11 protein-coding genes are annotated in these 13,077 nt (G+C 75.6%); 5 read left to right on the top strand and 6 right to left on the bottom strand.

All coding sequences use genetic code 11. The features are described 5' to 3' along the window. Positions 1-78: 78 nt before the first annotated feature. Together dapC and fdxA are read right to left on the bottom strand one after the other, a co-directional pair. Positions 79-1,173, bottom strand: a complete 1,095-nt coding sequence (dapC, locus tag ACIRRU_RS29935) for a succinyldiaminopimelate transaminase (protein ID WP_363201023.1) — start codon at positions 1,171-1,173, stop codon at positions 79-81. Positions 1,174-1,286: 113 nt separating this feature from the next. After that, positions 1,287-1,607 (bottom strand): ferredoxin, encoded by a 321-nt coding sequence (fdxA, locus tag ACIRRU_RS29940; RefSeq protein ID WP_336679498.1) that lies wholly within the window; start codon positions 1,605-1,607, stop codon positions 1,287-1,289. 117 nt (positions 1,608-1,724) lie between these two features. Here fdxA and ACIRRU_RS29945 point away from each other — a divergent pair, with 117 nt between their 5' ends. The 3 genes from ACIRRU_RS29945 to ACIRRU_RS29955 all read left to right on the top strand — a co-directional run bounded on the left by ACIRRU_RS29945 (position 1,725) and on the right by ACIRRU_RS29955 (position 4,533). Beyond that, positions 1,725-2,726, top strand: coding sequence for a GNAT family N-acetyltransferase (locus ACIRRU_RS29945; RefSeq protein ID WP_403685566.1), 1,002 nt, complete (start codon positions 1,725-1,727; stop codon positions 2,724-2,726). Positions 2,727-2,771: 45 nt separating this feature from the next. Further along, complete coding sequence (locus ACIRRU_RS29950) at positions 2,772-3,653, top strand: transglutaminase-like domain-containing protein (RefSeq protein WP_403685568.1); 882 nt, start codon at positions 2,772-2,774, stop codon at positions 3,651-3,653. Between the two features lie 265 nt (positions 3,654-3,918). Further along, the gene (locus ACIRRU_RS29955) at positions 3,919-4,533 is read left to right on the top strand and encodes a response regulator transcription factor (protein ID WP_363201026.1); all 615 of its coding nucleotides are present in this window, start codon (positions 3,919-3,921) and stop codon (positions 4,531-4,533) included. Here the strand turns inward: ACIRRU_RS29955 and ACIRRU_RS29960 are convergent. The 4 genes from ACIRRU_RS29960 to lanKC all read right to left on the bottom strand — a co-directional run bounded on the left by ACIRRU_RS29960 (position 4,502) and on the right by lanKC (position 11,441). Then, positions 4,502-6,406, bottom strand: coding sequence for an ATP-binding cassette domain-containing protein (locus ACIRRU_RS29960; RefSeq protein ID WP_403685570.1), 1,905 nt, complete (start codon positions 6,404-6,406; stop codon positions 4,502-4,504). The two genes, ACIRRU_RS29955 and ACIRRU_RS29960, sit on opposite strands and share 32 nt — an antisense overlap. Beyond that, positions 6,403-8,184, bottom strand: coding sequence for an ABC transporter ATP-binding protein (locus tag ACIRRU_RS29965; protein ID WP_403685572.1), 1,782 nt, complete (start codon positions 8,182-8,184; stop codon positions 6,403-6,405). Before ACIRRU_RS29965 ends, ACIRRU_RS29960 begins: the two co-directional genes overlap by 4 nt. Before the next feature lie 347 nt (positions 8,185-8,531). Then, complete coding sequence (locus ACIRRU_RS29970) at positions 8,532-8,663, bottom strand: SapB/AmfS family lanthipeptide (protein WP_363201029.1); 132 nt, start codon at positions 8,661-8,663, stop codon at positions 8,532-8,534. A 72-nt stretch (positions 8,664-8,735) separates the two neighbouring features. Next, positions 8,736-11,441 carry a class III lanthionine synthetase LanKC gene (gene lanKC, locus ACIRRU_RS29975; RefSeq protein WP_403685574.1) on the bottom strand — a complete coding sequence of 902 codons (2,706 nt, stop codon included), beginning with the start codon at positions 11,439-11,441 and terminating at the stop codon, positions 8,736-8,738. Positions 11,442-11,953: 512 nt separating this feature from the next. On the opposite strand from lanKC, the gene ACIRRU_RS29980 reads away from it, so the two are divergent. Beyond that, positions 11,954-12,499 (top strand): sugar O-acetyltransferase, encoded by a 546-nt coding sequence (locus tag ACIRRU_RS29980; RefSeq protein WP_403685575.1) that lies wholly within the window; start codon positions 11,954-11,956, stop codon positions 12,497-12,499. A gap of 125 nt (positions 12,500-12,624) precedes the next feature. Then, positions 12,625-12,972, top strand: coding sequence for a PRC-barrel domain containing protein (locus tag ACIRRU_RS29985; protein ID WP_363201050.1), 348 nt, complete (start codon positions 12,625-12,627; stop codon positions 12,970-12,972). Positions 12,973-13,077 lie beyond the last annotated feature (105 nt).

Genomic DNA, 13,077 nt, shown 5'->3' on the forward strand with positions numbered 1-13,077 from the left:
GCTCGGGGGGGGGGGGGTGGGGGGCCCCCCCCCCCCCCCCCCCCCCCCACGTCCGCGTGGGTCAGGACTCCCCGCGGGTCAGGACAGCCGCTTGACCGCCGCCGCCACCCGCTCGTCCGTCGCCGTGAACGCCACCCGGACGAAGTTCTCCCCCGCCGCGCCGTAGAAGTCCCCGGGCGCCACCAGGATGCCCAGCTCCGCGAGGTACGCCACGGTCTGCCAGCACGGCTCGTCGCGGGTCGCCCACAGATACAGGCTCGCCTCGCTGTGCTCGATCCGGAAGCCGTGCCCCTCCAGGGCGGCGCGCAGGGCGAGGCGGCGGTCCGCGTACCGGGCGCGCTGCTCGGAGACGTGCACGTCGTCGCCGAGGGCGGCGACGGTGGCGGCCTGGACCGGGGCGGCCGTCATCATCCCGCCGTGCTTGCGGATCAGCAGCAGCTCGCCGAGGACGGCGGCGTCGCCCGCGATGAACGCGGCGCGGTATCCGGCCAGGTTGGAGCGCTTGGAGAGGGAGTGGACGGCGACGATCCCCTCGTAGTGGCCGCCGCAGACGTCCGGGTGGAGCACCGAGACCGGGTCGGCGTCCCAGCCCAGCTCCAGGTAGCACTCGTCGCTGAAGACGAGGACGCCGTGCTCGCGCGCCCAGGCCACGATCCGGGTCAGCTCGTCCTTGGACAGCACCTCGCCCGTGGGGTTGGAGGGCGAGTTGAGCCAGAGCAGCTTCAGCCCCGCCGGGTCCAGCTCGGCCGGGTCGTCGTAGACGACGGGCTCCGCTCCGCAGAGCCGGGCGCCGACCTCGTACGTCGGGTAGGCCAGCCGGGGGTAGGCCACCTTGTCACCGGCGCCCAGACCCAGCTGGGTCGGCAGCCAGGCCACCAGCTCCTTGGAGCCGACGACCGGCAGCACGTTGGCGTGGGTCACCCCGACCGCGCCCAGGCGGCGCTCCACCCAGCCCGTGAGCGCGTCGCGCAGGGCCTCGGTGCCCCAGACCGTCGGATAGCCGGGGCTGTCCGCGGCGGCGGTCAGCGCCCGCTGGACCACCTCGGGCACCGGGTCGACCGGGGTGCCGACGGACAGGTCCACCAGGCCGTCCGGATGGGCCTGGGCCGTCGACTTGTACGGCGCGAGCTTGTCCCAGGGGAAGACCGGGAGGCGGGAGGAGACTGCGGACACGGGCTCTGCTTTCTCGGGCGGTTCACGGACCGGCGGCGTGCCGGGAAAACGCCTCGGTCCCGTACGGGAACGGACCGTACGGGACCGGGCTGCGCGCGGAATGCCGCCCGCTGCTACTGGTTCTGCGGCGGGAGTCCGGCGACGAACGGGTGGTCGCGCTCGATGAGGCCGAGCTTGGAGGCACCGCCGGGCGAGCCGAGGTCGTCGAAGAACTCGACGTTCGCCTTGTAGTAGTCCTTCCACTCCTCGGGGGTGTCGTCCTCGTAGAAGATGGCCTCGACCGGGCAGACCGGCTCACAGGCTCCGCAGTCGACGCACTCGTCCGGGTGGATGTACAAGGACCGCTGGCCCTCGTAGATGCAGTCGACGGGGCACTCTTCGATGCAGGCCTTGTCCTTCACGTCGACACAAGGCTGCGCGATGACGTAGGTCACGCTGTCGTTCCTCCTCGGTAGGGCGTTGGCTCTCGCGCGGGAGCGCGGCGTCGTCGATGCCCGCCCCTAGTATCTCCGTTCTCGGGCGCGATCCGAACAGGAGGGGCGGAGAGAGCTGTGGAATTCACCATCGGCGGACGGCTTGAGGTCCGTATCACCCCTGCTGACGTGGGCAGACGCGTATCCATGCGGCGCCACGCGGACAGCGGCGGCACGGGGGCCCGGTTCACCGACACGGTCGGGGTTCTCACATCGTGGAAGGACGGTGTGCTCTCGGTCACACGAAAGAGCGGGGAGACCGTCCACATCCCGGAATCCGCGCTGGCCGCGGGGAAGGTCGTCCCCGCCGCCCCGGCCCGCCGCCGGGGTCCCGCCGCCTCCTTCGAGGAGCTGGCCGAGGTCACGGCGCGCGCCTGGCAGCCGGTGGAGAGCGAGGCCCTGGGCGACTGGCGGCTGCGCGCCGCCGCGGGCTTCACCCGGCGCGCCAACTCGGCGCTGCCGCTCGGCGATCCGGGCCTGCCGCTCGGTGAGGCGCTCGGCCGGGTGCGGAGCTGGTACGAGGAGCGGGGGCTGCCCGCGTACGTCCAGACGGCGACCGGGGCGGCGGGCACCCAGGAGCGGCTGTGCGCGGAGCTGGAGGAGCGCGGCTGGCGGCGCGAGGTGTCGGCGCAGGTGCGGACGGGGGCGCTGGCGCCGGTCGGCGACGGGGACGCGGACATCGCGGCGGTACGGCTGGCCCGGGAGCCCGACGCCCCCTGGCTCGCCCGCTACCAGCGGTTCTCGACCCCCGGTCCGGAGGTGGCGCGGGTGCTCGGCAGCGGCCCCTCGGTCTGGTTCGCCACCCTCCCGGGCGACGGGGACGGGGGCGCGCCGGACGCCATCGGCCGGTGTGTCGTGGACGGGCGGTGGGCGGGGTTCATGGCCGTCGAGGTCGCCCCGGAGCGGCGTCGGCGGGGTCTGGCCCGCGCGGTGATGACCGCCCTGGCCCGACGGGCCCTGGAGGAGGGGGCGTCGGCGGCCTGGCTCCAGGTGGAGGAGGACAATGAGGCGGCACGGGCGCTGTACGACGGCATGGGCTTCGTCGCGCACCACCGCTACCACCACTTCCGGTGCCCGTGAGCGCGGTGACCGGCGGCGGGCGATGAGCGAGGGCGTGGACCGGCCATGAGCACAGAGGATTCCGCGGCGGCCGAGCGGCGGCGGCGGTTCGCCGACGAGGCCCGCTCCGAGCGGCCCGACCTCGCCCTGCTCTGCCTGCTGCTGGGCGCGGAGGCCGGTCCGGTGGGTCCGGCCGGGCCCCGCCCGGTGGTCCCCGGTGAGACCGTCCCCGACCCGTACGGCATCGACGCGGCGCAGATCGAGCTGGACCGGCTGGCGGGGCTGCTGCCGTACGGCACCCGCTCCGCCGCCGCCTGGGCCTCGGCGCTGGCGGAACTGCTGGGCGGGCGGTGCGGGTTCGGGGGCTCGTCGGCCGACTACCAGCGGCTGGACTCCTCGTTGCTCCAGCAGGTGCTGCGCCGCCGCCGCGGGCTGCCGATCCTGCTGTCCGTCGTCTGGACCGAGGTCGCCCGGCGGGCGGGCGCCCCGGTGTACGGGGTGGCGCTGCCCGGCCACTTCGTCGTCGGCTTCGGCGATCCGGCGCGGCCGGTGCTGGCCGATCCGTTCGCCGGGGGCGCGCTGCTGACCGGTGCGCAGGCCCGTTCGCTGGTCGAGGGGGCGACCGGGGCGCGGCTGGACGCCTCGATGCTGACACCCGCGCGGCCGCCCGCGGTCGTGCTGCGGATCCTCAACAACATCCGGGCGTGGGCGGCCGCGCGGCCCGAGCGCACGGATGTGGCGCTGTGGGCGGTGGAACTGTCGCTGCTGCTGCCCTCCCACCCGGCGCGGCTGCGCTACGAGCGCGCCCAGCTCCTGGTCCAGCGCGGGGAGTTCCTGGACGGGGCGGCCGAGATGGAGGAGTACGCGCGGGTGCTGGACTCCGTCGAGCCGAAGACGGCCGAAAGTGTCCGGCGCAAGGCCCGCGCGGCGCGCGCCCTGCTGAACTGACCCGCCCGGAAACCGCCATTCCGTTCCGCTCCCGGCGGGCCGCGGTCTCTTCGGGTGCCCGGCGATACCGGGACGGATGGGTGCGGGAGGTGTGTGCGCCTCCGATTTACATCCGAACGCCCCCATCCGCGCCCACCCAACGCACCTTTCCGCCCATTCGTCGGCGCACGGAATCTCCATGAGTTCAACTGGAACCCGTCACCGGACGCGCACGCCCCATCGCATTCCGCGTTGGACGAGCCGCAAGAGAGCTGAGGGCAGATTGATGACAACCGTGCTGCTGGTCCACACCGTGCCGCTCTGGCGCGCCTCGCTGGCCTCGCTCCTGACCGCCACGCCGGGCATGGTCGTCCGCACGGCCGAGATCGGAGCGATACGCGCGGCGCTCGGCGCGCCTCGCCCCGACGGCCCCGACGTGCTGCTCACCGATCTCGACTGTCCGGGCGCACCGGAGGTCCTGGACGAGGTGAAGGCGGTGCCCCCGGCCCCGCACGGGCCGTGTCCGCTGGCCGTGCTCACCCGCAGCGACCAGCCGCGCGGGCTGCGCCGGGCGTACGAGGCGGGGGCGCTCGGCTACATCGACAAGTACCGGCCGGTGGACGACCTGTCCGAGGTGATCCACAAACTGGCCGACGGCGGGCGGCACATCGACGAGTCGCTGGCCTTCAGCCTGCTCCAGGTTGCCGACATGCCTTTATCCCCACGGGAGTTGAGTGTGCTGTCGCTGGCGGAGGAGGGGGACAGCGTGGCCGGCATCGCCTCCCGGCTGCACCTCACGCCGGGGACCGTACGCAACTACCTGGCCGCCGCCATCCGGAAGTCGGGGGCGCGCAACCGGCTCGACGCGATCAGACGGGCGAAGGAGGCGGGGTGGATCTGACGCCGGTCCCCTCCGCCCGCCCGGGAGGCGCGTCCGCGTCCGGCTCCTCCGCCGTCGCCGCGGTCTGCTTCGCCCCGGGCACCTGCGTCGTCCCGGGCGCCTGCGTCGTCCCGGGCGCGCCTTCCGGCTCCCACAGGCCGGACAGGTCCCGGTAGAGCGCGCTGGAGCGCAGGAGTTCGCCGGTGGTGCCGCACCGGGTGCGGGGGCCGTCCATCACCAGGACCCGTTCGGCGCGCCGGGCGGAGTCGATCCGGTGGGCGACGACGACCAGCGCGCCGGGCAGGGCCGCGAACGCCTGCTCGGCGCGGGTTTCGGCGGCCGGGTCCAGGCGGCTGGTGGCCTCGTCGAGGATCAGGAGCGGCGGGGCGGCGAGATAGGCGCGGCCCAGGGCGAGGAGCTGGCGTTCGCCCTGGGAGAGCCGGTCGGGCACCAGGTCCGCGTCGAGGGAGCCGAGCCGGGTCAGCAGTGGGTCCAGTCCGAGCGCCTCGGCCATCGCGGCGATGTCCCGGTCCTGCGCGTCGGGCTGCAGATAGCGCAGGTTGTCCCGCAGCGAGCCGCTGAACACGTAGGCGTGCTGGGGCAGCAGGACGCGTACGGAGGTGGCGTCGGCGGGGCGCACGGGGCGGCCGCGCCACCGCACCGCTCCCCCGGTGGGCCGCTCGACCCCGGCGAGGACGGCGGCCAGCGTCGACTTGCCGCTGCCACTCGGGCCGACGACCGCGAGGTGCTCGCCCGAGCCGATGGTCAGGGAGAGCCGGTCCAGGACGGGCTGGGCGCGGGGCCCGTAGGCGAAGGTGACCTCGTGGAGTTCGGCGACGGGGGTGCCGCGCGGCGATGGGGCGGCGGCCGGTGCGGGCCCCGGGGGCGGGTCGTCGGCGGGCGGGGGCGGGGCGTCGGTGAACCGGTCCAGCACCACGACCAGGCGTCCTCCGACGGTGCCGAGCATGGTCATCAGCGCCTGGACGGCCGGGGCGAGCGCCTGGGTGAGGTAGGTCAGCGCCCCGACCAGCGCCCCCGGGGTGAGCCCGTTCCGCAGCAGCCAGGGCGCGGCCAGGAGCAGCAGGAGCGGCGGGAAGCGGCCGCTGACCGCGAGCGCCAGGACCCGTACGGCGGCCCAGCGGGCCAGCGACCGCGAGGCGGCCAGCTGGATGTCGGCGAGGGTCCGGGACTCGGCCACCGTCCGCCCGGCGGTCCCGGCGGCGGCGATGTCGCGCACCGAGGCGGCGAGGCTTCCCGCGTGGGCGGCGTACGCCTCGTCGGCGGCCAGGTAGGCGCGCTGGCGGGCGGCCATCGGCGGCAGCGTGGCGAGGAACAGGGCGGCCCCGAGGACCAGCGGGGGCAGCACGACCAGCAGGAGGGCGGGCGACAGGGCCAGCAGGCCGGTGACGGCACCGGCCGCCGTGAACACGAACGACCGCAGCGTCAGCACGAGTCCGGCCCAGCCGTCCCGGGCGATCTCACTCTGATGGGTGACCTGGGAGAGGGACCGGGTGCTGACGTCTCCGGCGCGGCCGAGCGCGCCGGTCAGCGCACGGGCCACGGCGCGCCGCACCAGGCCGTCGCGCAACGGCTCGACCAGGTCCGCGAGCCCGCCGAACACCCCGCGCGCGGCGAGCAGCGCGGGCAGCACGGCCACGGCGGCGACGGCCAGCCACAGCACACCGGTCGACGGGCGTCCGGCGAGGAACCCGTCGTCGAGGGCGCGGGCGACGCCGTAGCCGCTGAGGAAGGTCTGGGCGAACTCCAGCAGCGACCACCCGGCCAGCCGCAGGATCACCCCGGTGCGCGCCCGCAGGAAGGGCCGGGCCTCGCGGGCGACCCGCCGCAGCGCGCCCCGCGCCGGGGGCCGGTCGCCGCCGCCCCGGCCCTTCACCGGGCCTCAGCTCCGGCGGCGGGGGCGGACGTGCCCGCGGGTGCGGGGGCGCTGTCACCCGCGGGGGTGCCGGGGGCGTCCGTACGGAACACCGCGCGGTAGTCCGGGTCGGCCCACAGCTCCTCGTGGCTGCCCGTGGCGCGGAGGCGGCCCTCCTCCAGCCAGGCGACCCGGTCCGCCCGCGCGGCCGAGGACAGCCGGTGCGCGACGATGATCCGGGTGCAGCGCCCGGCGCGCGCGTCGAGCGCCTGCCGGACGTGGTGTTCGGTCACGGTGTCCAGGCTGGAGAGGGCGTCGTCCAGGATCATCAGACGGCCCGGGTGGGCGAACGCGCGGGCCAGACCCAGGCGTTGGCGCTCACCGCCGGAGAGCGGGGCCTCGGCGAGGGGGGTGGCGTAGCCGTACGGGAGCAGCGCGACGAACCCGTCGGCGCGGGCCGCGCGGGCGGCGGAGCGTACGGCGTCGGGCGGTGCGGTCCAGGGGCCGTAGGCGATGGTGTCCTCGACGGTGGTCCCGGGCAGGGCGGGGCGGGCGAAGGCGTAGGCCACCTCGCGGCGCAGCCGGGCCGGTTCCATGCCGTCCAGGGGCACACCGTCCAGCAGCACGCAGCCGGTGTCCGGGTCGAGCAGCCGTCCGGCGACCGCGGCGAGCTGTGACTTCCCGGAGCCGGAGCGCCCGACGACGGCGAGGGACGTGCCGCCGGGCACGGTGAGGCGGATGCCGGTCAGCAGGGGGGTGCCGTCCTGTTCCACGCCGACGTCCCGGAGTTCGAGGTGCCCGGGGGCTTGCGGTACGGGGCCGAGGCCGCGGTGCGGGAGGGGCGCGAGGCCGAGGAGGGGTTCCAGGGCGTCGGCGGCGGCGCGGCTGCGGGCCAGGGAGCCGAGGGCGCCGGTCAGGACGCCGATGCCGACGGCGAGGCTCGCGTAGCGGGTCGCGGCGACCAGGTCACCTACGCCGATCGCGCCCGCGCCGAGCCGCAGCCCGCCGACCGCGAGGACCAGCAGCATGAGCAGCGGCAGCAGCAGCCCGCTGCGGCCGACGGCCCGCCCGTAGACGGTCCAGGTGCGGCGGCCGTGCTCGGCGAGCCCGGTCAGGGGCGCCAGGACGCGACGGTGTTCGCGGGCCCCGGTGCGTGCGGCGCGGATCGTGTCGGCGCCGTCGAGCGCCTCGGTCAGCCGGTGGGCGATGAGGGACTGGGCGCGCTGGTAGTCCGCCCCGGCGTCGGCCGTCCGGCGGGTGAAGCTGCTCAGCAGCGCGACGAGGAGCGGGGCGCCGAGGAGGAGGGCGGCGGCCGTCCACACGTCGATGACGAGGAGTCCGACGACCGCGCCGAGCGGGAGCAGGACGCCCGCGACGGCTCCGGCGGCGGTGACGGGCGCGGACGCGGCGTCGGCGGTGCGGGCGGTGAGCCGGGCGGTGAGGTCGCCGGTGGGCAGGGCGAGGGCGCGGCGGGGTTCGGCGGCCAGGACCCGGGCTGCGGTGCGGGTGCGCAGGGAGGCGGTGAGCCGGGCGGTGGTGGTCGCGCCGGTGACGGCGGCGGCCGCGTCGAAGGCGGTCTCGGCGAGGACCAGAGCGGCGCAGAGCAGCAGCCCGGCCCAGGGCACGGGCCCCCCGGCGACGAGCCGGTCGACGGTGTGGCCGAGGACGGCGGGCAGGGCGAGGGCGGCGAGGGCCCCGCCGGTGGAGCAGAGGAACAGCCAGGTGAGGGCGGCCGGGTGGCGCCGGGCGAGCCGCCGGACGCCGGAGGCGGTGCTCGGGCGGAGGTGCGGCAGCGGCACGGAGTCGCCTTTCCTGCGGGCGCTGGGGCTTCTGCGGACGGGCGGGCCGTGCGGGGTGCGCGGGCTGATGCGAGCGCGCGGGCTCTGCGGCGCGCACGGCCTGATGCGAGCGTGCGGCCCCCGCGAGGCGCGGTGGCTCTCCGGGGTGCGCGGGCTGTACGGGGCGTGCGGGGTGCGGGCGTGCGGGGTGTGTGGCTTCTGCTGAACACCTGTGCCTCAGGCGGGCGTCGGGCCTCCGCCGGAGTCGGTGCGACGGGCCCTGGGGCGCTGTCGGGCGCCCCGGGTGGTGCGGGCACGTGCCCGACCGGGCCGCCGGTGAAGATCACCGACGGCCCGGCCGGAGTGGTTCACGGGGTGCAGAGGGTCACGCTGAGGGAGCTGAACTCACAGACCAGCAGCGAGACCTGGCTGCCCGTGGCGAGCTCGCCGAAGGACTCCTCGGTCTGGGTGTCCATCGCCTGAAGGTCGAGAAGGGCCATGATGTGTCCTTTCGGGGACGATTGATGGTGCGGACGGTGGTGCAGCCCGGCCCGCGGAGCGGACCGGTTTCATCACGACCCTGGGACAGGGCCGGTTCGTGGGGCCGCCGGTGCGGCCGGGTGCGCCGCCGGGGCGGCGGCGGTGAGGAAGGGAAGCGTCGTGGGGGCGCCGAACGCGCCGCCGAGGGCGAGGAGCACGCCCGCGGTGCCGGTTGCCAGGTCCATCGACAGGCGCGTCAACTGCTCGCCCGCGAAGGCGAGTCCGTCGGCGTACGGCATCGCGTGACTGGCCAGCAGCTCGGTGTGGCGGGCGAGGGCCCGCTCCCGGTCGGCCGCCTCGCAGAGCGGGGTGGACGCGACGTGCAGGAGGAGTCCGGCCGAGCCGCGGAGCAGACCGGGCTGGATGTAGAAGGCGGAGAGCGCCGCCGGGAGCAGGGCCCGGCCCGCGGCTTCGAGGTCCGCGTCGGGACGCTGGGCGAGGTAGGCGTCGATGACGGCGGCGATGCCCGCGCTGCCCGCACCGACGTACGGCATCAGCCGCTTGCCCTCGACCACGAGGAGCGAGCCGTCCTCCCCGGCCCGGCAGCGCTCCAGGTCCCGGCGCAGGGCGGCGGCGGCCAGGTCGAGCAGGGCGCTGTCCCCGGTGGTGGCGTAGCGCCGGATCAGCAGCAGGGCGACGCCGCTCGCGCCGTGCAGCAGCCCGGTGCGGGGCGAGGGCGGTCCCTCGGTGAGCGCGCGGACGGCGAGGGCGGTGCAGCGGGCCGCCGCGTCGGCGAGGGCCGGGGCGTCGTCGGCGGACGCGGTGCGGGCCAGGTCGTCGAGGGCCAGGCCGATGCCCGCGTACCCGTTGTGCAGGCCGGGCGCGAGGCCCTCCAGCGGCTGGTCCAGGATGATCCGCAGGAGGTCGGCGGCCTCGGCGGTGCGGCCGATGCGGTTCAGGGTCCAGGCGATGCCGGTGAGGCCGTCGTAGAAGCCGAGCGGGCTGCCGGACGCGGGGTCCTTGGCGTGCCGCAGCAGCCACTCCTCGGCCGGTGCGCACGGCGGCGCACCCGTCTCGTGGAGGGCGTAGAGCACTCCGGCCGCACCGTACGCGAAGGACTGGCCGCCGGTGGCCGTGGCGAACTGGGCGATGTCGCCGGGGAAGCAGCGGTCCTCGCGCTCGGGGGTGTGGGAGGCGGTGATGGCCCGGACCATGGCGTCCCGGCTGCGCGGCCAGTCGCCGGGGTCGGGGACGGCCGCCGCACCGCGCGGCCGGTCCCGGGGAGCGGGCACGGCGACCGGGGCGGAGGACGGGGCCGCGGGCTCCGCGGTGTCGCGCAGGATCTCCTCGACGGCCGGGCTCAGCGCCTGTTCGGTGACCGGGAAGACCCGGGCGATGTCGCGGGCGAGCGTGGCGGCCTTGGTGCGGTCGATGCCGAACAGCGTGGTCAGCGGCAGGTAGAGGGCGAGGCGCAGACAGGCCAGCGCGTAGCGGTCGATGTCGGCGCCGCGCCGGTCGGGCGGGGCGACGAAGGCCGGGTTGGCGACGATCTGGCGACGGTTCTCGGCGAGGGGCGAGGCGGCCTCGAAGTCGAGCAGGACGATCCGGGAGGACTCCTCGTCGACCATGACGTTGCTCATGTGGAGGTCGCTGATGACCAGCCCCCTCTCGTGCACCGCCGCCACGGCCCGCTCGACCTGCCCGTACACCTCCTCGGCCCACGCGTGGTGCTCGGCGAGCAGGTCGGGCGTCGGGTGCTGCCGGGCGAGCGGGAAGCGGCGGGCGAAGACGGTGTTGAGGGTGGCGCCGGGTATGTACTGGAGGACCAGGAAGTGGTGGTCGCCGACCTCGAACGCGTCCAGCACGTCCGGCACGCAGGCCAGTCCGGCCAGTTGCTCCAGCGCGGACCGCTCACGCTCCAGCCGGGCGACGGCGTCGGCCCCGTCGGCGGCCAGACCGGCGTACGGGCGGGCCTCCTTGAGGACGATCCGCGTTCCGGTGCGGGTGTCGCGGCCGAGGTAGACCCCGCCGCCGTTGGAGAAGTGCAGCGCCTTCTCCACGGTGTACGGGAGGTCGCCGAGGCCCACGGCGGCGCGGGCTTCGAGGTGCGGCAGCAGGAAGTCCGGCGGGGTCACCCAGGACGGGATGCGGAAGGACGGGCCCCGGTCGTCGGGGACGAGCCGCCCCTGCGGATCGGCGACGGCGGGCACCGGCCGCCCGTCCGGGCCGGAGCAGAAGCGGGCGGCGAACGCCCCGTACCGGACGTGCACGGGCCCGTCCCCGCAGCGCAGATCGCTCAGGATGTACGGGCCGTGCTCGCCCTCCAGCAGCCGCATCAGGTCCGCGCACACCTCGGGGAACGCGTCCTCGGAGGGCGGGTAGACGGTGATGAACTTGCCGCTGCCCGCCCGGTCGGCGTACTTGGCGTTGCGCAGGGCCAACAGCCCGGGTTCCGGAAGGCACTTGAAGGCGATCCGCCGCTCCAGACAGTGGGCGATGACCCGGTCGAGCACGGAGGAGGCGTTGTCGAGCGCGGCGGCGACGTGGATCTTCCAGCCCTGGGGCGGCAGCCGGAGCCCGTCGGGGCTGTAGGAGAGCCAGTCGCCGCGCCGGGAGCGGGTCCAGCCCTCGGGGGCCGGACCGCGGACCGCCGCGTAGGACGAGCGCTCGGCGGTGGCGGCGGGGACGGCGGCGTCAGCCGCGGCGGCGTCCGTGGCGCGGTCGGATGCCGGGGTGCGGTGGGGTGCGTCGTAGAAGAACCGATCCGCTTGGCAGTACGCGGCGTATTCCGTGTTCACGCACGTTCCCCTCGCTCGGCTCTGACGCGTCGTTCGCGGCGAGAGAGAAGTTGTCATAACGACGAGCGGTGCCCATAGTCACCGTTGTCACGACTCGTACATGCGCGCGCACCATGCGGAGTGCACCGCGCGGCCATGCGTTTTCGCGCGTTGCCCAGCTGCGGGCGGGTGCGGCGGGGGCCGGCGGAGGGGCGCACGCCGGGGGCGCTTCCAGACCCCGCCGGCTCGCGCCGTGCACCAGCGTGTCGCCCGCCTCCGCACGGAACGTGTCGCCCGCCTCCGTACGGCAACGGGGCACGGACCGCCCGGACCGCCGGGCCGGGCACACCCCGAGGACTGGCGCGGCAGCAGGCCGGGGGCAGACTGGCCGGAGCGTCGTCGGGGCAGGATGCGGCGAGGCAGCCGGAAGACACCGACACGGAAGAGGCCCGATGACCGACACCTCCGCCCGCGGCGAGGACACCGCCCCCGGCCAGGAGAACCCGCCCCGCAAGCTCAGCCAGAAGGAGGCCATGCTCTCCGGCGCGCTCTACATCGCCGACGACCCGGAGCTGGCCGCCGAGGCGCTGAACGCGGCGGTCCTGAGCGAGCGGTTCAACGCGACGTCGGCCGCCGACCCCGAGGGCCGCCGGGCGGCCCTGGCCGAGCTGATCGGCGACCTCGGCGAGGACGTGGAGATCCGGCCCCCGCTGCGGGTCGACTGCGGCTACCAGATCTCCGTCGGCCCGCGTACGTTCGTCAACTTCGGCGCCATCCTGCTGGACGTCGCCCGCATCACCATCGGCGCGGACGTCCAGTTCGGCCCGAACGTCCAGCTGCTCACCCCGACGCATCCGGTCGACCCCGAGCCGCGCCGCGCCAAGTGGGAGGCGGCGGAGCCGATCACCATCGGCGACAACGTGTGGCTGGGCGGCGGGGTGATCGTCTGCCCCGGGGTGACCATCGGGGAGAACACCGTGGTCGGCGCCGGCGCGGTCGTCACGAAGGACCTGCCCCCGAACGTGGTGGCGGTCGGCAACCCGGCGCGGGTGATCCGGTCGATCGGCGAGGAGGCCTGAGGGCTGTCCCGTAGCCACCATAGGGGGCCGGTTGGGCTTGTCCGGCACAGAGCGGGGCATCAGCCGGGGGAGGCGATCGGCAAGACGTCCGGCCTGGGGCCGGGCGGGAGTGAGGAGTCATGCCTGTGAGCGATGTGTGGGCATTCGGACCGGACAGCGGCTGTGCGACGGGGCAGTCGCTCGTCGGGTTCAGCGTGGAGGCCGCCGACGGAGTCATCGGCCATGTGGAACGCCAGGAGGACACCCCCGGGATGCAGCACCTGGTGGTCGACACCGGGGTGTGGAAGTTCGGCCGGAGCGTGCTGATCCCGGCCGGAGTGGTGGCCACCGTCGACACCGGGGCGCAGACGGCGAAGGTCGCGCTGTCCCGGGACGAGATCAAGTCGGCTCCCCGGTTCACCACCGACAGCGAGACGACCGACCACGGCTACCTGTCCGAGGTCGGCGCGTACTACGTCTCCCTGCGCGCCTGAGCGCGCGGGACCCGTCCGGCACGAAGCGGTGGGGGGGGGCCCCCGCCCCCCCGGGGGCCCCAAGGGCGGTACCCCCGCGTCTCCGCCGGGGCCCCCGGTGACAGC

This window comes from Streptomyces sp. NPDC101181, assembly GCF_044767975.1.
Lineage (GTDB): Bacteria > Actinomycetota > Actinomycetes > Streptomycetales > Streptomycetaceae > Streptomyces.